The sequence below is a fragment of the Acutalibacter muris genome (assembly GCF_002201475.1).
Classification (GTDB): Bacteria; Bacillota; Clostridia; order Oscillospirales; family Acutalibacteraceae; genus Acutalibacter; species Acutalibacter muris.
Genome location: NZ_CP021422.1, coordinates 2,946,534 through 2,965,216, shown reverse-complemented (window position 1 = coordinate 2,965,216; position 18,683 = coordinate 2,946,534). Strand labels below are relative to the sequence as shown.

The following is an 18,683-nucleotide window of genomic DNA, read 5'->3' as shown; positions in this document are numbered from 1 at the left end:
ATGTGTGTCCTCCTTGTAGAAAAATTTTCTACTTTCAGCTTAAAAAAATTTGTTCCCGTTCTTCCGCTGTTTCAATTCCGAGGATCTCGCTGAGTCGTTTGATCTCGGCAGCTTTGAACTGGGTCTGGTTTTCTATCTTCATGGTCAGTGCTTTGGGCGAGATCCAGAGCTGACTGGCAATGTAGGCGAGCTTCAGCCCGCTGGCTTCAATTTTTTCGCGGAGTAGCTTTGTGTTGGTCATGACTTTCCTCCTTTTCTTCGTCTCTTTTTCTGTGACACGGCGATCTTGATGTCGGCGATCTGATTGGCGGTCAGAGCGCTCTCCTGATCGTAGCCGTGGATGTGATGCCGGTTTTTGACCGCGTGCTGGGCCCTCGTCTCCAGGATCAGATTGTCGATCCGCCAGTCAAGCGTGTCACCGTTTGCAAAAGTCACCATGCTGCCTTCAGGGACCGGACCGTTGTGTTCCTCCCATTCAATGACGTGCTTCATCCGCCAGACGTTCGGCTCTGCGACTTTTTGCCAGTAATAGGGGTGGGAGCCTGGCCGGTTTCTGTGGCCGTGCCTCAGTCGGATGGTGCCGACCGGGGTGCCTCCATTGTGGGGCAGGTGTCCAGGCTTGAAGGTGGTCCTCCGGCTGGCGGCCTGGCTTTCCGGGCTCATGAACTCGTCCCAGGTCTTCCCCTTATTGGCCGGGACGGAGCCTTTTTCAAAGCGCCCCGTGAGGCCGCTGTCCAGCTTGTTCCGGTTGTAGTAGTTCTTCATCTGATCCTTGGTGAAGCTGGTGCCAAAGCGGACATTGAGCAGATCGGCCATTGACTGGTAGCCGGTCCCTTCGAGATGTTCCCGGATGAAGGCGTCCATCTCTGGCGTGGTGATCCGCTTGTCGGGGTATTTGCGCCCCAGTCGAGGCGCTGCATGGATCTTGTGGCGGGAGAACATGCTCTTCATCTGGTCGTAGGTGAAAGAGGTCCCGAAGCGGCTGTTGACCCGCTCCTGCATCTCCCGGACGCTTCCCTCGTGCCCATGCTCTCGGACAAAGTCCGTTATTTCATCCGGATACTTCCACACCTTCTTCATTCAGTCCCCCCCCTTTGTGTGGGCCTCCAGCATGACGGGGATCTGCTGGCGGCCGTTGTTATAGCCGTACTCGTCCATGTGGACCATGGTCTTGAAGGCGAGCTCGCCGTTCTCGATGATCTGGGTGGCGATCTTTGTCATGCCCTCCGCCCGCCTCAGCTCTCTGTCAAGCTGTTCGTCTGTCAGGTCTTCGTCGTTCAGCCGTTCCAGCTGCTCAAAGAGGTGGTTGTTCAGGTCTTGCAGTGTGTTCTTCATGTTATCCCTCCTCTCTATGCGCTGAGCTTACAGTGGCAGAAAGCTCCCCGATTGCCAGTGATCGGCATGTCCGACTCATTGAATTGCTGTTCTGTGTAGTAGTCGGAGCAGTTCAGGATCCCCGGGGTTCTATCAGGATAGTGCTTCCGGAATATTGCATGTGCGTCTCTCATGCTGGGCGCGACTATCTCCACCCAGCCGCCGCGGAAGGGAAAACGCTCGTCAGAGCCGAAAGTGTAAATGACTTTTATGGCTTGTGTGTTGTCTTCTTCCGGAAGAGCAGTCGAGTTGCTTAGGCGGTTGTAACCGTTCTCATAGTGCCAGCGGATCCCGGCCGCCAGCTCGTTCACGTTCATGTCTTCGCCGAGGTGTCCACAGTAATAGCCGTTTATCATGACGGCGTTGGGGTCCTGCTCCAGGATCTTGCGGACTTCCGGAAGGTCATCATCCTCAAAAACGTCAGTGTCGCAGCTCAGCCAGAACGCTGAGGCGTTCCAGCCTCGCCCGGTTTTCCATACCACGACCCAGGCGATCCCCTCGCGGATCTCATTGGCGTAACTGCTCGCGGTTTCTCTCAATGTTGCCATGTAGGTGTGTCCTCCTCTCGTTTGTTGAGTAGAATATTTTTCTACCCATGGATAGTGTACCTCCGGGCAGAAAGAAAGTCAACTATTTTTTCCGAAAAAGTAGAAATTTTTTGCCTCTCATGGTATAATGGTTTCTCCGAGGAGGTTGTGATCAATGGATAATTTAGGGCAAAAAATTAAGAAAAGACGGGAAGAGCTTGGCCTCAGTCAGGAAGACCTGGCGAAGATACTGGGCTATAAGCATAAGAGTTCGATCAACAAGATCGAGCTCGGCGCGGCGGATGTTCCACGGGCAAAAGTTCCGGCCTTTGCTAAAGCGTTAGGGATGACCGCCATCGAGTTCTCCGGCTGGACAGAAGACCGGAAGACGGTCAGCTTCTCTTATTGTCTGGAGCAGCAGATGAAGCTCCTGGGCTGGGTTGTGCTGTATGATGCAGACGGAAACGCGATCCTCACCCATGACGGAGTTGAGTATGAGGTCACTGAGGAGAAGATCAAAGAACTGGAGAGTCGGGTGGCTCTGTATATGGACTTTTTGCTGAATGATCTGGCAAAGAACTCTCGGAAGATAGGAGGGTGACGGTGATGTTTGGACACAAAGAGAAAAAGAAAAACGCGGAGCTCCTCGCTCCCATCTGGCTGGACGATATGCGAAAAGCCCGGGACGTAGTAAACAATACCACGGATCCAGACTCGTTCTTTACTGATTACGCGAGTTTGAAAGACTTGGCCGGAAAGCTGACTGAGCTCTCGAAGTATGTCAAGTTTAAGGGTACGAAGCCCGCAGAGGTGCTGAGAATGGCCCAGGAGCAGGAGGAAGCTGCCACCCGTGATTTCATTCTGAGATACTTCCAGAAGACTCTGCTGAACGCTGAGAAAGTCAAAACTGTTAGAGGGAAGCGCTCCCAGTTTGAGAAGTTTCAGACGGCGCTGGAGCCGTACTACTACCAGATGTCGGCGGCCAATGTTGCATTGGTGCAGCAGCTTCATGATGAAGCGCTTGCAAAGATAGGAGGTTGACGCTTATGCTGGGCGCTATTTATGCGAGATACTCTGCAGGACCAAACCAGACGGACCAGTCCATCGAGGGCCAGGTCGCTGACTGCCAGGCTTATGCAGAGAGAAACGGGATCCAGATCGTTGAAATATATGCCGACCGGCACATCTCAGGGAAGAGCATCGTCGGCCGGAATGAGTTCCAGAGGATGCTGCACGACGCGGAGCAGCATCGCTTCGAGTGCGTGATCGTCTGGAAGATCGACCGCTTCGGGCGGGACCGGCAGGACATCGCCCTCAGTAAAATGAAGCTGAAAAAGGCGGGCGTCCGTCTGCTGTATGCTGAGGAGTCTGTCCCGGAGGGCCCGGAGGGGATCATCCTGGAGAGCGTTCTGGAAGGCCTGGCCGAGTATTACTCCGCAGACCTCCGGCAGAAGATCGTCAGGGGCATGAGGGAGACCGCGAAAAAGGGACAGTATTGTGGGGCGCCGCTGCCGATCGGCTACACGGTGGACGACGAGAAGCACATCATCGTCGACGAGGAGAAGGCTGCCGTTGTCCGGGAAGCCTTCTGGATGCACAACGCCGGGGCCCAGACGAAGGAGCTGGTCGAGCTCTTCCGAAAGCACGGCGTCACTGGCCAGCGCGGGAAGCCGATCACCCAGGCCGTGATCTATCGGATGTTACGGAACGAAAAGTACCTCGGCCGCTTCGAGATCCAGGGGGTTGAGATCCTGACGGATCCCATCATCGACCTGGCCACCTTCGAGGAGGCGGCCAAACACTTCGGGACGCCGCGCAATAACGCGGCAGGGAGGGCAAAAGTGGACTATCTGCTGAGCTGTAAATGTTTTTGTTCATACTGTGGGGCGATGCTGAACGGGGAGTCCGGCACCAGTAAAACGGGGAAGGTGTACCACTATTACAAGTGTGGCGCGAAGAAGCGCGGCGAGAAGTGCGAGCTGAAGCCGATCCCCCGGGATCACTTCGAGGATCGGGTCATCGAGGCCACGGTCGAGGACATGCTGACCGAGGACATGATCGAGAAGCTCACGGTCCGGATCCTGGAGATCCAGGAGCAGGAGGACGCTCTGGATCCGGCCGCAGCATACCGGAAGCAGCTCGACTCAAACCGGAAGCGCCAGCGGAACATATTGGACGCCATCGAGGAGGGCACCGGGGCCCGGGGCCTTGCCGGTCGCCTGGCGGAGCTGGAAGCCGAAGAGGAGGAGCTGCTCGTGGAGATTGAGCGGGCAGAAATGAAAAAGCCCCGGCTCACCAGTGAGGCGGTCGGGGCTTGGCTTCGTTCGTTCAGAAATGGGGATACAAAAGACGCCGCCTTCCGGCAGCGTCTCGTTGACACGTTCATCGCCCGGATCGAGGTCAGAAACGGCCAGGCGATGATCTTCTACAACATACAAGAAAAAGGACCGCACTCAAAAGTTCGAGTACGGTCCGAATGGTGGAGATGGCGGGAGTCGAACCCGCGTCCGAAAGAGGGGCGCCGGGGCTTTCTACGGGCGTAGCTTTTGTTTTAAGATTCCCCCTGCCCGGCGCGCAAAAGCACGCTCCGGGCGTCGGTAGCCTTCTCCGTCATGGCAAGGGTCGAAGGCGGCCCCCTCGCTCACGTTCACCGCTAATCGACGCTCTTATCCCGGCCGCGGTGCTCCGGGTAAGAACGGCTGCTTATTTAAGCAGCAACAGCAACAAAGTCGTTGTCGTTTAATTTTAAGGTTTGCCGGTTTTAAAGTGGTCCGGCGCCACTGCCCGCTTACCAGGGTTTCCCTCCCCCGTCGAAACCTTTACATCCCCAGGGGAGAGGAATACTTTTATATTATACACTATGTTGGCCGGTTATTCAAGGGTTTTTTTGTCCAGTCCCCGTATCTCCTCCCTAAACCCCCGGACTCTCCTCCATTCCTTCGTCTCCGCCTCCCTCTCCACCTCGCTCTGGTGCCCCCGGAGCATACGGCATATCTGATACACATCCACCCAGATCTCACCGTTGCCCTCCTTCTGGCTCTCGTCAAATATCAGCTGTAAGCCATAGTGCAGATGGCTCTGCTCTATCCCGTTTGTATTCTCCGTGGCGCTGTACCCTGTGCGGCCCACATACCCTATCACGTCCCCGGCCATCACTGTGTCTCCCTGCTCCAGTCCCTGGGCATAGGGCCTGTTTTGCCTTAAATGCGCATAGTAATGGTAGCGGAGCCCGTCAAAGCTCCTGATACCAATACGCCAGCCGCCGTACTGGTTCCAGCCCAAAGCCTCCACCGTGCCGGACTCCACCGCTATCACCGGCGTGCCCACCGCCGCCATCATGTCGTGGCCCAGGTGCCGCCGCCTATAGCCGTAGTCCCGCCCCGCGCCGAAATCGTCATAGTCGCTGTAGGGGAAGGTCTTGGCAAGGGGGGAGTAGGCCTTCAGCCCATAGCAGCTCTCCCAGCCCTCGTCACCCTCCACCTGGAACTCCCCCACAAAGCCCCCCAGCACCGCCCCATAGGCCTCCCGATAGTAGGAATAGCTGGGTGTCTCCGAAAGGTCCTCCCCGGCCTTTAATCTCTCCACGGCGCTGTCAAAGTCCGCCTGCTTATACAGCTTAAAATCCCCGCCGTACTTGGCCGCAAGATATGCCAGCAGGTCTATCCAGTCCACCGGCTGCCCCTCCTCATGGGACTCCACGTCCACCTCCAGCGCCCTCTCCAGCACGGACTCGGGCGCCTCAAAGTCCACCCATTTGATAAAGTCCCTCCGGGCCTCCTCTCCCGCCGCCCAGACCCCTGAGAGCACCGGCACAAGCACCGCCAGCGCCAGCGCTCCCGCCAGCACAAGCCCCCTTGCCCGCCGCTTCACCCTGACCGTACAGAACACACGCCACATCTCCCCCCACGGTTTTGGTCTATCTTATGTCCCTGCCCCGTCTTTTAGAACCCGGCTTAGTACAGCGGCGGCCTGCTCCCTTGTCAGCGGCGCTTTTGGCGCGGAGCCGTCCAGCAGGCCATTCTCCTTGGCCCAGCCCCAGCTTTCTCCCGCCCAGCCTGAAACCTGGGCAGCCGCCAGCTCCCTGTTATACCTATCCATATACCTTTTAAACGTATTATAATCCACATTGTCCTCCTGCTCCAAATATTTTTTCACCATCTTCAAGAACCGCTCCCAGCCTAAATCCAGGGTCCTATGGGGGCAGTATTTGCCGTCATAGTCCTGGTGCTTCGTCACCCGGTCCAGACCCCAGCCACGCTCCTTCAACAGCTCCGCAAGGAGCCGCGCGGCGTTCTCCTCGGCCCTTTGAAACCGCTCCCCGCCGCTTTTTGAATAGCATATCTCCACATGGATTCCCCGCAGGTTCCCGGCCCCAAGGCCGTCCCCGCTGGCCCAGGCGTTGCGCTCCAAGGGCAGCCCCTGCACGACCTCAGTGTCGTCTGCCGCAAAGTGAAAGCTCACCTCCTCGGGCCTGTTTATCATATAGTTTATCTCGTTGGCCGCCGGCGCGTCGTTGGCGGTGTTATGGACCACTATCCTGTCCGGCTCCCGCAGATAGGGACACTTTATATTGTACCTCTCCTGCGGGCAAAGCTTTTTGACTATGTTCACCCCTCACCCTCCACATCATCATCGTTCTTCTTCCTCATGGCCTCCAGCATATCCCGCAGAAACCCGGGGTACGGCACCCCCATAAGCCCCAGGTTCTCCAGTATGGACAGCCCCTCGTTGGCGGTAAAGAACAGGCAGACCCCCGCTCGGATAATGCCGCTGCCCGTGGCCTCGTCCAGCAGCACCGCCAAGAGCACCAGCAGCAGTATGTCGCACTTCTTCACAAGCCCAAGAAACCCCGCCCGGCTGGAAAGGGCCCCCCGCTCCGTCTTTGGCGACCGCCTGAACACCGCCGCCACCACGAGCCCGGTCACATAGTCCGCCGCCATAAAGGCCAAAAGGGCCTTCAGCGTCCCATCCCAGCCCCCCAGGGCTTGGGCTATAACCGCCCCTGCCGCCGCCAGCGCTCCCAGGGCTATATTTTTGATTCCGTTAAAATTCTCCATTTATAACCTCCCTCTCTATTCGTCCCTTGTTCTGCTCACCGTAAAGCTCCACTGGGCCTCCGTCTCCTGCCGCTCCCGCCGCACCTGGTACGCTATGCACAGGGCCATCACACAGTCGTCATGGGCCCCGGCCTGGGCCTCGGCCCGGCCTCTCTGGTTTCGCACAAAGCTCAGCATCTCCCTTAAGGTTTCCCTGTGGTTTATCCACTCCACATGGTCCCTGGCCACCTCCACAAGCCCCGCTATTATCACCGGCCTTGTGCTGGACGTGGTGCGAAAGCCCAGCCTCCCGCCCTCCCGGACGTACAGGTTCATATACCCCAGCCGCTCCAGCTCCCGCAGCGGATAACTGGAAAAGTTACACTCCACCGCCAGCAAAGCCCGGTTGTACCAAAGCCCCAGGCAGTAGACCTGTCGGGCGAACACGTCCTCGTCCATGCGCCCCCTGAGGACGCAGACCTGCTCCCCGCTCTCCAGGTCCAGCACCTGGGCCACAAAATAGTCCGAGCCCTCCCCGGCGGTGTCCCCGCCGACAACATATTCCCGCCCGGGCTCCGGGGGACTGTATACGGACACACAGCCGCTCTCCTGCCGGGCGAAGCTCACGCTCTCCTCCCGCATCAGCACCCGGCCCACCGCCCCGTCGTACCCGGTCTCAAAGGCAAACTCGCCTCTCTCCGCCGGCTCCGGCGCGTCCCTCAGCCGCCCGGCCACCTTTCCCGGATGGAAGACGCCGCCGCCCAAAACGCCCCACTCTCCCAGGCAGTACACCTGATAGTAGTAGGGGTCGCTCTCCCTATACCCCTCTAAGGTCCGCCGGTAGTCCCCGTCCAGGAACAGGTTGTCCCTATAGGTAGTCTTCAGCACCCTGGCCCGCTGGTCCTCACGGTCGAAGAACCGCCTTTTAATCCAGTGCTCAGAGGACACCGGGTTAAAGGTCAGGGTCATCTGCTTTTTGAGTCCCCGCCCCCTCAGCCGCAGGTCCAGCTGGTTGAACTGCCCCTCGCCAAGCTCCGAGGCCTCCTCTATCCACACGTCCGTCAGCTCTCCCCCGGAAAAGGTGACGGACTTCAGCTTCTCCGGGTCCGTCAGGCCCTTGAAGATGATCTCGCCGCCGTTCACGCAGCAAATGCGCGGCTCTCCGTCCATGCACTGAAACACCTCCTCCAGCCCCCATCTCCCGATGACCTGCTTGAACAGCGCATAGGTGGAGTCCCTGTGCGCCGCCGCCACGGCCCTTGCCACCAGAAGATTCCTCCCCGGCTGCTCCAGCAGTCTTATCAGCAGCCGCTGGGCCGCGAACACGCTCTTGCCGCTGCCCGCCCCACCGTACAGCACCAGATACCGGCTCTCCTCCTCCCGCAGCAAGGGCAGGTACACCGGGTTAAACGCCCCCCTCGGTATCGTCACCCTCATTCCTCAATCTCCACCTTTATGTCCTCCCGGTCCTTTTTGCCCCGCTTCTCCCCATAACCGAAGCCGCACTGCAAAATAAACTTTGCGCTCTGGGCCGTGTCCTTCTGAAAGGCCGACTGGACGTTGAACTCCTCCACCCGGGTAATGGCCCGGCGCACCGCCGCCGCGCCGCCGCCCCGGCTCTCTGCCGCCAGCCGCTCCAGCTCCTCCCGGCTGTCCATGCCCAGGGCCAGGGCCAGCCCTGGCAGAGAGGGGTGCCGCCCCTCTCTGCCGCACTGGAGAAAGTAGCTCTCGCAAAGGTCCGAATACCTCTTCCCGCTAAGCTTCTTACGTCCCATTGGCGCCCCTCTCCCGGGCCCGGCGCTGAAACTCCATGGCGTTCCTGCGCTGCTCCAAGTACATGGTATAAAACCGCCGGTTCCCCTGGTCCCACTCCAGGGGGCTCTCCCGGCCCGCCGGCCCCCGGTCCCTTCTCCGCTTTATGATGGCCCTAAGCCTGTCCCGCTCGCTCTCCGCCTCCCGTGCCATCCTTCCATAGTCGAACCTCTCCCGGATACCCGTCTGCATCATTGTCATTTCCCCCTCGCACAATATAATTAGATTGACGTTTTGTCACCTATATATTATATTATAATGACGAATTGACATTTTGTCAAGAGGTTTTCTATTTTAATTGACAATACGCATACGCATGGGCTATACTAGTCATAAAGGAGTGAACAATATGAATTTCCCCGAACAGCTGAAAGCCGCCCGCGCCGCCTCCGGCAGGACCCAGGCCGAAATGGCCTCGGAGCTGGGCGTGGACAAGACCACCTACTGCGGATATGAGACCGGCCGCCGCCAGCCGGATATAAATAAGCTCCGCCAGCTGATAGCCCTGCTGGACGTGTCCGCGGACCAGCTTCTGGGCACAGAGGGCTCCGGCTCCGCCACCCCGGAGGAGCTGGAAAAGCTGCGACGCTACCGGCTTTTGGACGTGCACGGCCGGGACCTGGTGGATACCATACTCCAAAAGGAATATGAGCGCATGACCCGCCCCAAGCTTCTGGAAAAGGAGAAGCACGGCTGGGTGACCTATATCAACTGCTACGACCTGGCGGTAAGCGCCGGGTCCGGCGAGCCCTGGGTGGACGCCGCCTATACCACCCGGCTGGAGATACCCGGTGAGCTGGTGCCTGAACGAGCCCACTTCTGTGTGCGGGTAAACGGCGACAGCATGGAGCCCGCCTATAGGGACGGCGACATCGTGTTCGTGGAGCGGGTGGAGGGCTTCGTAAACGAGGGGGAGATCGGTATCTTCTTCCTAAACGGCGACGGCTATATCAAACGCCTGGGGCAGGGGGAGCTGCTGTCACTGAACCCGAAATACGGCCCCATACCCGTGCACGATTACGATGCCCTTTTCTGCCAGGGCCGGGCCCTTGGGAAGCTCTCCACCTTAGGGCGTCACATAAAAAGCCCCTTCGCATAAAATAGTACCGGGGACAATCCCCGAGCATTTTATGAGAGGAGCTCAAACTATGACAGATAAATTAGAGCACTGTGGCCCGGACCCCACGCCCCTTCCGACGGACCCGGTGCCCGCTATGGCCTACGTGCCCTACCAGCAGTGGAGCAGCACCCTGCACAGCGCCGAGCGGGCCCTGGACACCGGGACCCTTTTCCCTGTGCTGGATAAGCCCTTTTATGGCAGGAGAGGGGGCGAGCCCCGATGAGCGAAAACACCAGGCAGGCCCTGCGCCGCAAGATAAGCGCCATGCAGTTCGCCTGCTGGGAGCTGCACCTTTTCCTGGATACCCACCCCAATAACTGCGAAGCCGCCCGCCGGTTGGAGGAGTACCGCCAGCGTCTCAGCCAGCAGGTCCGGGAATACGAGGAGGCCTTCGGCCCTCTGAACGAGCTGAGCCGGGACACCAGCCGCTGGGATTGGATAAACGGCCCCTGGCCGTGGGAAAGGGAGGATAACGAGTAATGTTTGTATACGAAAAGCGTTTGCAGCACCCCGTGCGCATAAAGAACCCGAATCCGAAGCTGGCAAAGATCATTATGACACAGTATGGCGGACCATGGTGCGCAAGGTGATAATAGTAAACTTCGATAACTATAGTTAACGAAGTTTACTATTAGGGCCGGGTATGACGGTAAGCTCCCGGTTTCCCTAAATTTCTTCACAATTTGTTCATATCCCCATTGACAAACGCCTCCCACTCTGCTACAATTAGGCCGTTTAAGCTTTTATAAAAAGAATAGAGGAGGTCAAAAAATGGAATTACTTAAAAAGCTCAACCGCCTGTTGTTCCCCCGGTCGGAGGAATATGAGAAGCTGGGGGCGAAAAAGGCGCTGGCGCTGGGGTTCCAGCACGCCTTTGCCATGAGCTGCGCCACCATCCTGGTGCCCCTGCTGACGGGCCTGGACGTGGGCGTGGCTCTGTTCTGCGCGGGCTGCGGTACCCTTATCTTCCACCTGTGCACCGGCGGGCGTATGCCTACCTTCCTTGGCAGCTCCTTCGCCTTTATCTCGGCCCTCTGCGGGGTCATAGGCAACCAGAGCTTCGGGGCCACCTATGATGAACAGGTCTCCGCGGCCATGGGGGGCATTATCGCGGCGGGAGCCTTTTACCTCTTGCTGGCCCTTATCATCAGGCTCTTTGGCAGAGGGCTTATTGACAAGCTCTTCCCCCCGGTGGTCCGGGGTGTGGGTATAACCCTTATCGGCCTGAATCTGGCCTCCTCGGCCATCAACAACATCCAGACCCAGTACGGCCCCGACGGCAGCGCCCTTCCCATCTTCGGCGAAGGGTACGATATGCCCACATACGTCTGGGCGTGGATCCTGGCGGCTGTGGTCTGCCTGACGGCGGTGGTGCTGTCCAGCTGCGGCCGTGGCATGGTGAAGATGAGCTCCATCGTCATCGCCCTGGTGGGCGGCTATGTGCTGTCCCTTATCCTCACAAAGACCGGCATAGCCCCGGCGGCCCTGATGAACACCGGGGTCATCGCCGACTATGACTGGGTTCAGGTGCCCCACTTCGTCCTGCCCAGCTTCAACATCACTGCCATCGGCATGATAGCTCCCATCGCCATAGTCACCTGCGTGGAGCACGTGGGGGACGTGTACGCCAACGGCGCTGTGGTGGGCAAGGACTTCACCCAGGACCCGGGACTGCACCGCACCATGCTGGGCGACGGCCTTGCAACGGTCTTCGCGGGCTTGGTGGGTGGACCTCCCAACACCACTTACAGCGAGAACACCGCCGTGCTGGCCGCCACGGGCAACTATAACCCCGCGTCCCTGCGGATAGCGGCGCTTGTCGCCCTCGTTGTCAGCTTCTTCGGCAAAGCCATCGGGGTCATCCAGTCGGTGCCCAACTGCGTGCTGGGCGGGGCGTGCATAGTGCTGTACGGCATGATAGCGTCGGTGGGCCTTAGGACCCTGGTGGAAAACCACGTGGACTTCACCAAGAACCGCAACCTGTGCATAGCGGCTGTCATGCTGGTGCTGGCCATCGGCGGGGCGGTGATAGGCAACGCCACCTTTAACTTCACGAATATCGGTCTTGGGATAATCGTGGGCATTATCCTGAATCTGGCGATACCCGACAGGGAGCCCGCCGAGCCTGGGCTGGTGGCCCACTCGGTGGACAAGTCCGAGGTTGTGCCGGAGCGTAAGAGGAAGTAACGAGGCCGGTCAAGCTGGCCTTTAAGCTTGCGGGGGTTGGGGCCGCCGGGGTGATGGTCTGCGGCACGGCGGTAAAGTACGTATAAGTCCCCGTCCAAAAAGTAAAGCGGTGCAGGAGCTGTTCCCGCACCGCTTTTGCTTTATACTGTTTTACTCCGCCTCAAAATAGGCCTTGAACGCCTGATAGGCCGCGTACAGGTCCACCTTGGAGATGACCTCGAAGGGGGCGTGCATACTGAGCACCGGCACGCCGATGTCAATAACGTCGGCGTTAAGGCGGGAGATGTCCAGCGCCACGGTGCCGCCGCCGCCCTGGTCCACCTTGCCCAGCTCGCCTATCTGCCAGAGGACCCCGGCCTTGTCCAGCACCCGGCGCACCCAGCCCAAAAACTCCGCCGAAGCGTCGTTGCTGCCGCCCTTGCCCCTGGAGCCGGTGTACTTGGCAATGCCCACGCCCCGGTTAAGGTAGGTGGAGTTGCCCGGCTCATAGGCGGAGGCGTAGGTGGGGTCAAAGGCTGCGGTTACGTCGGCGGAAAGGCAGTTTGATCTGCTCCAAACGTGCTGGGGCTCAAGGCCCTCGGCCCTTGAGAGGTCGCAGACAAAGTAGTTGAGGTACTCGGAGCACAGCCCAGTGTTGCCCACGGAGCCAATCTCCTCCTTGTCCGCCAGGCACACGATAGAGGTCTTCTCCGGGGCCTCGCTGGCAAACAGGGCCTGCACGGCCGGGTATGCGCACACACGGTCGTCATGGCCGTAAGCCCCCACCATGCTGCGGTCGAAGCCGATATCCGTGGCGGGGAAGGCGGGCACAAACTCCAGCTCGGCGGAGATAAGGTCGCTCTCCACAAGGCCGTACTGCTCGTTCAGAAGCTTCATGACGTTCAGCTTGTAAAGCTGCTCCCCCTCCTCAGAGAGGGGCAGGCTGCCGATGAGCACGTTCAGATCCTCGCCGGTAAAGGCCTCGCCCAGCTTCTTCGCCGTCTGGTCCTTGCCCAGGTGGGGCAATATGTCGGTTATGCAGAACTGGGGGTCCCCGGGGTTCTCGCCCACGTTCAAGGTGACCTCGCTGCCGTCCTTCTTCACTATCTTGCCGTGCAGGGACAGGGGGATAGCCGTCCACTGGTACTTCTTTATGCCGCCGTAATAGTGGGTCTTGAGTAAGGCCAGCTCACCGCTCTCGTATAGGGGGAGGGGCTTTAAGTCAATCCGGGGGCTGTCGATATGGGCGGCGGCTATACGCACGCCGTCCTTTGCGCCGTTTTTGCCGATAACCGCCAGGCACATGGCCTTGCCCCGGTTATTATAGTACACCTTGTCTCCGGCGCTGTACTTCTTCATGGGGTCGAACTCTGTAAAGCCAGCCGCCTTTGCAGCGGTCACGGTCCAGTCCACAGCCTCGCGCTCGGTCTTGGCGGCGGTGATGAAGTCCTTATACCCCTCCGCAAAATCCATGGCCTTCGCCGCGTGCCGAAGGGCGGCCTCTCTTGCGGGCTTGGCCCGGTCCATCAGAAGCTTTTCACAGAGCTCCTGGACCTCTGTCTTTTTATTTTCTTCCATATTTTTACCTCTTTTCTTTGGATTCTCAAGACCTATTATACCACCCAAAACCCAAAAGTCAACACTGGAGCGGCCGCTGAGCGGGTTTCTATATATAAAAAGGTTTCCACTTCGGAGCTGAGTCCAGCAGGAGGCTCCCTTGATATTGTACTCCCCAAGGAGTAAAATCGTATTGAAGAGGTGACCTCATGGTTTGCAAGCTTATTTGGCGCGGCTTTCATACCGTCCCTCCTCTTTGAGCAGGCGATTTATGTAGTAAATGCAATTCTGGCTATTCTTGCACCGCGACTGTCCGCCTTTGAAATTATCAGGGAGCCGGAAACAGATATTTGTGGCAAAACAGAGAGGACTTGTCCTTTTCTGGTACGCTTATAGGTTGGGTGAAGTCTGCTAATGCCTCCTGGACGAGAACCGCCGGAGGATAGCGGACAAGATGGAGACGGGGTTATACGGCAAAAACCAAAAGAAAAGCGAACCCCCAAAAGGCTCGCTATCTGCTGTATTTATTGCTCCCCGTTAGGCTTCTCCAGCACCACAAAGGCCACAAACGTGGGATTTACCTGTTTCTCTAGCTTAGCCTAGTTGTGGATTATATTCGCGATCTTCCGGCCTTGCTCCAGCATCTTGTTCACAGGGGAGAAATACTTGTCCTCGTTGATATCCCCCGCTCGGTGAAGTCCCGGCTGTTGCTTACGTAAAGCAGTTTCTGCATTTTTTCGACCTTCTATATGTTCGTACCAGATGGAGCAAAATACACCAAAAGCTCCTGAGATTTAGAAATCTCAGGAGCTTTTGGCGATTTACCGTAAGGTAATGTCAGTGGCACCCCCTGGGGGAATCGAACCCTCAACTAGCCCTTAGGAGGGGCTTATTATATCCATTTAACTAAGGAGGCTTTTACTTTATTATTGTACCCTATTTGGGTGCGTTTGTCAAATGAAATTCTTAAAAATTCGGGAATTTTGAAAAAATTGGACTTTTTGCCAAAAAATTGCTTTCTTTCCGGGAGCATATGCGGTATAATGAATTTGAAGTCCGGGTGAACCCGGATAGGATCGGATTTTTATTTTAAGGAGTGATCTCTATGGCAAAGATCATCGGCAGGCCCGCCCTGCCAAATATGCCCTGGCAGGATAAGCCCGCGGGGTACGACAAGCCAGTTTGGCGTTATACGGAGAATCCTATCATCAAGCGCGACGCCATCCCCACCTCCAACAGCATCTTCAACTCCGCTGTGGTGCCCTTCGGGGACAGCTATGCCGGAGTGTTCCGCTGCGACAACAGGGGGGTGGAGATGGATATCTTCGCGGGCTTCTCCAAGGACGGCATACACTGGGACATCAATCATGACCCCATTGTGTTCGAGGGTGAGAAGGACGTTATCCGTAAGGAGTACCGCTATGACCCCAGGGTCTGCTTTATCGACGGCAAATACTATATTACCTGGTGCAACGGCTATCACGGCCCCACCATCGGCATCGGCTGGACCGAGAACTTCAAGACCTTCCACCAGCTGGAGAACGCCTTTTTGCCCTACAACCGCAACGGCGTGCTGTTCCCCAGAAGGATAAACGGCAACTATGCCATGGTCAGCCGCCCCAGCGACACCGGCCATACACCCTTCGGCGATATCTTCTACAGCGAATCCCCGGACCTCTGCTACTGGGGCAAGCACCGCTGGCTGTTCGGCACGGCCAACGGCTGGCAGTCAAAGAAGGTAGGTCCCGGGCCCACACCCATCGAGACCGACGAGGGCTGGCTGATGATCTACCACGGCGTTTTGAACTCCTGCAACGGCTTTGTGTACCGCTTCGGCACGGCCCTTCTGGACATTGACCGCCCCTGGATAGTGAAGGAGCGCGGCCGCTTCTATGTGTTCGGACCCGAGGTGGACTACGAGCTCACCGGGGACGTGCCCAACGTGACCTTCCCCTGCGCCACCCTGACGGACCCGGAGAACGGCCGTATCACCATCTACTACGGCGCGGCGGACACGGTGACCGGGCTGGCGTTCACCACTGTGGACGAGCTTATCTCCTATATGCGCAAGTACCCCATGGAGGTAGGCGATCAGGAGAACAAGTAAAACTTTGTTCGATAAAGCTTGACTTTTTTCGGCGCCTATGCTATGCTTGGACTAGAACACACGTTCTATACTTGAAGGGAGCATAGGCATATGAGAGACTACAGCTATGAGAGCGAAAATTTCCTTCTGCGGCAGGTGAAAAAGGAGGACGCGCCACAGCTTCTGCGGTGCTACTCCGATACCGCCGCCGTGGCGCTGATGAACGACGACAACTGTTCGCGGGGGTTCCTCTGCAATACCCTGGAGGATATGGAGTCCTATATCGATATCTGGCAGGGGGAGGACTACGCCCGCCCAGCCGTCATTGATAAGCGCACCGGCGAAGCCGTGGGCACTCTGGAGATCTTCGGCGGGGAGACCGGCGTGCTTCGGGTGGACCTGCGTACTGATTATGAGCGGCCGGAGGTCTTGAGGGAACTGTATGCTCTTGCAGTTGAGCGTTTTCCCAAGGACTTTCCCATGGGCGCCGTGGTCACCAAGGCCGTGACCGAAGCTTCGGCCCGGCGGGCGGTGCTTGCGGAACTGGGCTTCTCGGGACCGGAGAGGTTCCGGGAGTATGAGGGCTACTACAGGCTGAGCTTTAGTAAGATGAAGCGGGAGCTGGGGATAGCCTACTGCGGTTTGGCCTGCTGTCTTTGCAGCGAGAATGCGGACTGTAAGGGCTGTAAGCAGAACGGCTGCGCGACGTATGCCGAGTGCCAGAATTACGGCTGCGTTACGGAAAAGGGCCTTGGGGGCTGCTGGGAGTGTTCGGAGTTTCCCTGTGGCAAGGGTATGCTTGAGAAGCCGCGAATGCGGGCCTTTGTGCGCTTTGCGAAGGAGCACGGCGAACAGGGGCTTCTGGACCGCCTTGCGGAAAATGAGCGGGCGGGGATAGTCTACCACTACCCTGACGGGCTCACCGGGGACTATGACCTGGAGAACGAGCAGGAAATCTTAGACCTTTTAGAGTACGGTAGAAAAGAATAACGGCTGTTAAGAGGACGCGCGCGCGTCCTCTTTGGCCGCTTATAAAGGGGCGCTGCCGGTTTATAGGGATTTGAGTCACCCAAACCTTATCCGGCTCATTGAGGCCGGGGACATGGCCTTTGCGCTGCTGGGCAATTATAGCCGGGAACTGGAAAATTAAATTATAGAGAGGAAGTCTGATAATATGAGAGAAAAAGCCCTTGCGCTTTTGAAGGAGTATAACGAGAGCGAAGCGCTTATAAAGCACGGATTGCAGGTGGAGGCCATTATGCGGTACTATGCGAAGGAGGCCGGTGAGGAAAAGGCCCCCGAGGGCGTGGAGTATTGGGGCGCAGTGGGGCTGCTGCACGACGTGGACTATGAGAAGTACCCACAGGAGCACTGCAAGAAGGCCGTGGAGATACTTAAAGGGGCGGGGTATGACGAGGGCTTTATACACGCCGTCATAAGCCACGGTTACGGCATATGCAGCGACGCGGAGCCGGAGCGCTATATGGAGAAGGTGCTCTATACTATAGACGAATTGAGCGGCCTTATAAACGCCACAGCCCTTATGCGGCCCTCGAAGTCTGTCATGGACCTGGAGGTAAAGTCCGTTAAGAAGAAGTTTAAGGATAAGAGATTTGCCGCCGGGGTGGACAGGCAGATTATCCTTGACGGCTGCGAGAGACTCCATACGGACATCGACACGGTGATGGAAAAGTGCATTATGGGTATGCGCGAGAACCATGACGAGATAGGGCTTTAAGGGGGCTAATATGGCAAACAACGACAGCCGTTTTGCGGTGCTTATAGACGCGGACAATATTTCCAACAGGTATATAAAGCTTATAATGGACGAGATCTCCAAAGAGGGGATCGCCACCTATAAGCGTATCTACGGGGACTGGACCAATCCTTCGCTTATCTCCTGGAAGACCACCCTGGTGGAGAACTCCCTGCTGCCCATACAGCAGTACAGCTATACCACCGGGAAGAACTCCACGGACTCGGCCATGATAATCGACGCCATGGACATACTCTATTCCGGCAGTGTGGACGGCTTCTGCCTGGTGTCCTCGGACAGCGACTTTACACGGCTTGCGGCCCGGCTGCGGGAGTCCGGCATGACCGTGGTGGGCATGGGGGAGAGCAAGACCCCCAACTCCTTTATCGCCGCGTGCAGCTCCTTTAAGTATCTGGACCTCCTTTCCAACGCGGACGAGGAGGAGCTGGAGGAGCCGCAGAAGCCGGCGGCTAAGAAGAAGCCCGCGGCGCAGAAAAAGACTCCCCAGAAGCCCGCGAAGGCCAAGGAGGAGCCAAAAGAGGAGCCGAAGACCAGCCTCGGCACCATCCGCAACGCCCTTCGCAGTATTGTGCGGGAGAACTCTGACGAGGACGACTGGATATTCACCGGCAAGGTGGGGAACCTTCTCAGCAAGCGCTATCCCGATTTTGACGTGCGCAACTTCGGGTTTTCAAAGCTTACGCCGTTCCTGGATTCCCTGGATATGTTCGAGATAAGGACCGAGCGCAAGGATAATGCAGGTCCGTCGCTGGTGTATGTGCGGCTGAAATAATATACATTATTATTGCTTCAGGTCCTGCTTTATCTGGGTGGTGGATATCTCCGGCGTGCGGGGCAGATAGACCACGTTGCAGAAGTCCTTTAGAAAGTCGAACTTTCCCGCCCAGTCGTCGCCCATTACAAAGGTGTCCACCTTGTAGAGCTGCACGTCCGTGACCTTCTGTTCCCAGTTCTCCTCGGGTATCACCAGGTCCACGTAGCGGATGGCCTCTAAAAGCCGCTGGCGCTCCTCATAGCTGAAGTAGCATTTTTTCTGCTTCTCCCTCCAGTTGAATTCATCCGTCGACAGGGCGACTATCAGGTAGTCGCCCAATTCTTTTGCCCTCTTCAGAAGGTTGATATGGCCGTAATGTATCAGGTCAAAGGTGCCGTAGGTTATCACTCGTTTCATGCTTTTTCTCCCTTTCGTTCTTGTCCTTGCGGGTGTGGAGACGCGGTCCCCACAAAA

The 18,683-nt window shown here is 57.6% G+C and carries 24 protein-coding genes, 1 tRNA gene, 1 other RNA gene and 2 pseudogenes; 13 read left to right on the top strand and 15 right to left on the bottom strand.

The window, feature by feature from the left end; genetic code table 11:
• Positions 1–34: 34 nt before the first annotated feature.
• From ADH66_RS15075 to ADH66_RS15060, 4 genes are read right to left on the bottom strand one after another with little or no spacing between them, the layout of a single operon-like run.
• The gene (locus ADH66_RS15075; RefSeq protein WP_066539090.1) at positions 35–241 is read right to left on the bottom strand and encodes a hypothetical protein; all 207 of its coding nucleotides are present in this window, start codon (positions 239–241) and stop codon (positions 35–37) included.
• The gene (locus ADH66_RS15070; protein ID WP_066539091.1) at positions 238–1,080 is read right to left on the bottom strand and encodes an HNH endonuclease signature motif containing protein; all 843 of its coding nucleotides are present in this window, start codon (positions 1,078–1,080) and stop codon (positions 238–240) included. Before ADH66_RS15070 ends, ADH66_RS15075 begins: the two co-directional genes overlap by 4 nt.
• Positions 1,081–1,335: a hypothetical protein gene (locus ADH66_RS15065; RefSeq protein ID WP_066539092.1), complete on the bottom strand. Its 255-nt coding sequence runs from the start codon at positions 1,333–1,335 to the stop codon at positions 1,081–1,083.
• Between the two features lie 14 nt (positions 1,336–1,349).
• Entirely contained in the window at positions 1,350–1,922 is a 573-nt protein-coding gene (locus ADH66_RS15060; RefSeq protein ID WP_066539095.1) for a hypothetical protein, read from the bottom strand.
• 154 nt (positions 1,923–2,076) lie between these two features.
• Between ADH66_RS15060 and ADH66_RS15055 the strand changes: the two genes are divergently transcribed.
• The 3 genes and pseudogenes from ADH66_RS15055 to ADH66_RS21855 all read left to right on the top strand — a co-directional run.
• Positions 2,077–2,502: a helix-turn-helix domain-containing protein gene (locus tag ADH66_RS15055; RefSeq protein WP_066539097.1), complete on the top strand. Its 426-nt coding sequence runs from the start codon at positions 2,077–2,079 to the stop codon at positions 2,500–2,502.
• A gap of 5 nt (positions 2,503–2,507) precedes the next feature.
• Entirely contained in the window at positions 2,508–2,942 is a 435-nt protein-coding gene (locus ADH66_RS15050) for a hypothetical protein (protein ID WP_066539099.1), read from the top strand.
• Between the two features lie 5 nt (positions 2,943–2,947).
• Positions 2,948–3,916 (top strand): annotated as a pseudogene (locus ADH66_RS21855) (recombinase family protein); the annotation flags it as partial.
• Positions 3,917–4,045: 129 nt separating this feature from the next.
• Here ADH66_RS21855 and ADH66_RS15035 read toward each other — a convergent pair.
• From ADH66_RS15035 to ADH66_RS15000, 8 genes are all read right to left on the bottom strand, one after another.
• The gene (locus ADH66_RS15035) at positions 4,046–4,339 is read right to left on the bottom strand and encodes a hypothetical protein (RefSeq protein ID WP_088364458.1); all 294 of its coding nucleotides are present in this window, start codon (positions 4,337–4,339) and stop codon (positions 4,046–4,048) included.
• 39 nt (positions 4,340–4,378) lie between these two features.
• Positions 4,379–4,730, bottom strand: a transfer-messenger RNA (tmRNA) gene (gene ssrA / locus ADH66_RS15030).
• 42 nt (positions 4,731–4,772) lie between these two features.
• Entirely contained in the window at positions 4,773–5,789 is a 1,017-nt protein-coding gene (locus tag ADH66_RS15025) for a peptidoglycan DD-metalloendopeptidase family protein (RefSeq protein ID WP_236757069.1), read from the bottom strand.
• A 33-nt stretch (positions 5,790–5,822) separates the two neighbouring features.
• Positions 5,823–6,512 carry a peptidoglycan recognition protein family protein gene (locus tag ADH66_RS15020; protein ID WP_066539108.1) on the bottom strand — a complete coding sequence of 230 codons (690 nt, stop codon included), beginning with the start codon at positions 6,510–6,512 and terminating at the stop codon, positions 5,823–5,825.
• Positions 6,509–6,958: a phage holin family protein gene (locus ADH66_RS15015; RefSeq protein ID WP_066539110.1), complete on the bottom strand. Its 450-nt coding sequence runs from the start codon at positions 6,956–6,958 to the stop codon at positions 6,509–6,511. The genes ADH66_RS15020 and ADH66_RS15015 overlap by 4 nt, the downstream gene beginning before the upstream one ends.
• A gap of 15 nt (positions 6,959–6,973) precedes the next feature.
• Positions 6,974–8,374, bottom strand: coding sequence for a PBSX family phage terminase large subunit (locus ADH66_RS15010; RefSeq protein ID WP_066539112.1), 1,401 nt, complete (start codon positions 8,372–8,374; stop codon positions 6,974–6,976).
• Positions 8,371–8,712, bottom strand: a complete 342-nt coding sequence (locus tag ADH66_RS15005) for a terminase small subunit (protein ID WP_066539114.1) — start codon at positions 8,710–8,712, stop codon at positions 8,371–8,373. The genes ADH66_RS15010 and ADH66_RS15005 overlap by 4 nt, the downstream gene beginning before the upstream one ends.
• On the bottom strand, positions 8,702–8,944 hold the full coding sequence (locus ADH66_RS15000) for a hypothetical protein (RefSeq protein ID WP_066539115.1): 243 nt from the start codon (positions 8,942–8,944) through the stop codon (positions 8,702–8,704). Before ADH66_RS15000 ends, ADH66_RS15005 begins: the two co-directional genes overlap by 11 nt.
• 154 nt (positions 8,945–9,098) lie before the next feature.
• On the opposite strand from ADH66_RS15000, the gene ADH66_RS14995 reads away from it, so the two are divergent.
• The 5 genes and pseudogenes from ADH66_RS14995 to ADH66_RS14975 all read left to right on the top strand — a co-directional run bounded on the left by ADH66_RS14995 (position 9,099) and on the right by ADH66_RS14975 (position 12,056).
• Positions 9,099–9,848, top strand: coding sequence for an XRE family transcriptional regulator (locus ADH66_RS14995; protein ID WP_066539116.1), 750 nt, complete (start codon positions 9,099–9,101; stop codon positions 9,846–9,848).
• Between the two features lie 49 nt (positions 9,849–9,897).
• Positions 9,898–10,092, top strand: a complete 195-nt coding sequence (locus ADH66_RS14990; protein WP_066539117.1) for a spore coat associated protein CotJA — start codon at positions 9,898–9,900, stop codon at positions 10,090–10,092.
• Positions 10,089–10,349: a spore coat protein CotJB gene (locus tag ADH66_RS14985; protein WP_066539118.1), complete on the top strand. Its 261-nt coding sequence runs from the start codon at positions 10,089–10,091 to the stop codon at positions 10,347–10,349. Before ADH66_RS14990 ends, ADH66_RS14985 begins: the two co-directional genes overlap by 4 nt.
• Positions 10,349–10,444: pseudogene (locus ADH66_RS14980) on the top strand (manganese catalase family protein); the annotation flags it as partial. The gene ADH66_RS14985 and the pseudogene ADH66_RS14980, both read left to right, overlap by 1 nt.
• A gap of 196 nt (positions 10,445–10,640) precedes the next feature.
• The gene (locus ADH66_RS14975) at positions 10,641–12,056 is read left to right on the top strand and encodes a uracil-xanthine permease family protein (RefSeq protein WP_066539120.1); all 1,416 of its coding nucleotides are present in this window, start codon (positions 10,641–10,643) and stop codon (positions 12,054–12,056) included.
• Between the two features lie 150 nt (positions 12,057–12,206).
• Here ADH66_RS14975 and ADH66_RS14970 read toward each other — a convergent pair whose 3' ends face one another.
• Positions 12,207–13,613 carry an aminopeptidase gene (locus ADH66_RS14970; protein ID WP_066539121.1) on the bottom strand — a complete coding sequence of 469 codons (1,407 nt, stop codon included), beginning with the start codon at positions 13,611–13,613 and terminating at the stop codon, positions 12,207–12,209.
• 820 nt (positions 13,614–14,433) lie between these two features.
• Positions 14,434–14,508 (bottom strand) — tRNA-Arg (locus ADH66_RS14965).
• Positions 14,509–14,697: 189 nt separating this feature from the next.
• On the opposite strand from ADH66_RS14965, the gene ADH66_RS14960 reads away from it, so the two are divergent.
• The 5 genes from ADH66_RS14960 (at position 14,698) to ADH66_RS14945 (ending at position 18,227) form a co-directional block, all read left to right on the top strand.
• A complete protein-coding gene (locus ADH66_RS14960) occupies positions 14,698–15,699 on the top strand; it encodes a glycoside hydrolase family 130 protein (protein ID WP_066539125.1) in 1,002 nt (333 codons plus the stop codon).
• A gap of 90 nt (positions 15,700–15,789) precedes the next feature.
• Positions 15,790–16,668 (top strand): DUF3795 domain-containing protein, encoded by an 879-nt coding sequence (locus tag ADH66_RS21130; protein WP_236757067.1) that lies wholly within the window; start codon positions 15,790–15,792, stop codon positions 16,666–16,668.
• Between the two features lie 31 nt (positions 16,669–16,699).
• Positions 16,700–16,828, top strand: a complete 129-nt coding sequence (locus ADH66_RS21370) for a hypothetical protein (RefSeq protein WP_255202539.1) — start codon at positions 16,700–16,702, stop codon at positions 16,826–16,828.
• A 24-nt stretch (positions 16,829–16,852) separates the two neighbouring features.
• Positions 16,853–17,416, top strand: a complete 564-nt coding sequence (locus ADH66_RS14950) for an HD domain-containing protein (RefSeq protein ID WP_236757064.1) — start codon at positions 16,853–16,855, stop codon at positions 17,414–17,416.
• A 10-nt stretch (positions 17,417–17,426) separates the two neighbouring features.
• Positions 17,427–18,227: an NYN domain-containing protein gene (locus ADH66_RS14945; RefSeq protein WP_066539132.1), complete on the top strand. Its 801-nt coding sequence runs from the start codon at positions 17,427–17,429 to the stop codon at positions 18,225–18,227.
• Between the two features lie 9 nt (positions 18,228–18,236).
• On the opposite strand, the gene tagD is transcribed toward ADH66_RS14945, so the two are convergent.
• The gene (gene tagD, locus ADH66_RS14940) at positions 18,237–18,626 is read right to left on the bottom strand and encodes a glycerol-3-phosphate cytidylyltransferase (RefSeq protein WP_066539133.1); all 390 of its coding nucleotides are present in this window, start codon (positions 18,624–18,626) and stop codon (positions 18,237–18,239) included.
• Between the last annotated feature and the right edge of the window lie 57 nt (positions 18,627–18,683).

Bases quoted from the DNA above. Each gene is read 5' to 3' on its own strand.
- ADH66_RS15005 (WP_066539114.1), bottom strand. From the start codon at position 8,712: ATGGGACGTAAGAAGCTTAGCGGGAAGAGGTATTCGGACCTTTGCGAG.
- ADH66_RS15055 (WP_066539097.1), top strand. From the start codon at position 2,077: ATGGATAATTTAGGGCAAAAAATTAAGAAAAGACGGGAAGAGCTTGGC.
- ADH66_RS15050 (WP_066539099.1), top strand. From the start codon at position 2,508: ATGTTTGGACACAAAGAGAAAAAGAAAAACGCGGAGCTCCTCGCTCCC.
- ADH66_RS14970 (WP_066539121.1), bottom strand. From the start codon at position 13,613: ATGGAAGAAAATAAAAAGACAGAGGTCCAGGAGCTCTGTGAAAAGCTT.
- tagD (WP_066539133.1), bottom strand. From the start codon at position 18,626: ATGAAACGAGTGATAACCTACGGCACCTTTGACCTGATACATTACGGC.
- ADH66_RS14990 (WP_066539117.1), top strand. From the start codon at position 9,898: ATGACAGATAAATTAGAGCACTGTGGCCCGGACCCCACGCCCCTTCCG.
- ADH66_RS15010 (WP_066539112.1), bottom strand. From the start codon at position 8,374: ATGAGGGTGACGATACCGAGGGGGGCGTTTAACCCGGTGTACCTGCCC.
- ADH66_RS15000 (WP_066539115.1), bottom strand. From the start codon at position 8,944: ATGATGCAGACGGGTATCCGGGAGAGGTTCGACTATGGAAGGATGGCA.
- ADH66_RS14995 (WP_066539116.1), top strand. From the start codon at position 9,099: ATGAATTTCCCCGAACAGCTGAAAGCCGCCCGCGCCGCCTCCGGCAGG.
- ADH66_RS14975 (WP_066539120.1), top strand. From the start codon at position 10,641: ATGGAATTACTTAAAAAGCTCAACCGCCTGTTGTTCCCCCGGTCGGAG.
- ADH66_RS14950 (WP_236757064.1), top strand. From the start codon at position 16,853: ATGAGAGAAAAAGCCCTTGCGCTTTTGAAGGAGTATAACGAGAGCGAA.
- ADH66_RS21130 (WP_236757067.1), top strand. From the start codon at position 15,790: ATGAGAGACTACAGCTATGAGAGCGAAAATTTCCTTCTGCGGCAGGTG.
- ADH66_RS15060 (WP_066539095.1), bottom strand. From the start codon at position 1,922: ATGGCAACATTGAGAGAAACCGCGAGCAGTTACGCCAATGAGATCCGC.
- ADH66_RS14960 (WP_066539125.1), top strand. From the start codon at position 14,698: ATGGCAAAGATCATCGGCAGGCCCGCCCTGCCAAATATGCCCTGGCAG.
- ADH66_RS14945 (WP_066539132.1), top strand. From the start codon at position 17,427: ATGGCAAACAACGACAGCCGTTTTGCGGTGCTTATAGACGCGGACAAT.
- ADH66_RS15015 (WP_066539110.1), bottom strand. From the start codon at position 6,958: ATGGAGAATTTTAACGGAATCAAAAATATAGCCCTGGGAGCGCTGGCG.
- ADH66_RS15070 (WP_066539091.1), bottom strand. From the start codon at position 1,080: ATGAAGAAGGTGTGGAAGTATCCGGATGAAATAACGGACTTTGTCCGA.
- ADH66_RS14985 (WP_066539118.1), top strand. From the start codon at position 10,089: ATGAGCGAAAACACCAGGCAGGCCCTGCGCCGCAAGATAAGCGCCATG.
- ADH66_RS15065 (WP_066539092.1), bottom strand. From the start codon at position 1,335: ATGAAGAACACACTGCAAGACCTGAACAACCACCTCTTTGAGCAGCTG.
- ADH66_RS15075 (WP_066539090.1), bottom strand. From the start codon at position 241: ATGACCAACACAAAGCTACTCCGCGAAAAAATTGAAGCCAGCGGGCTG.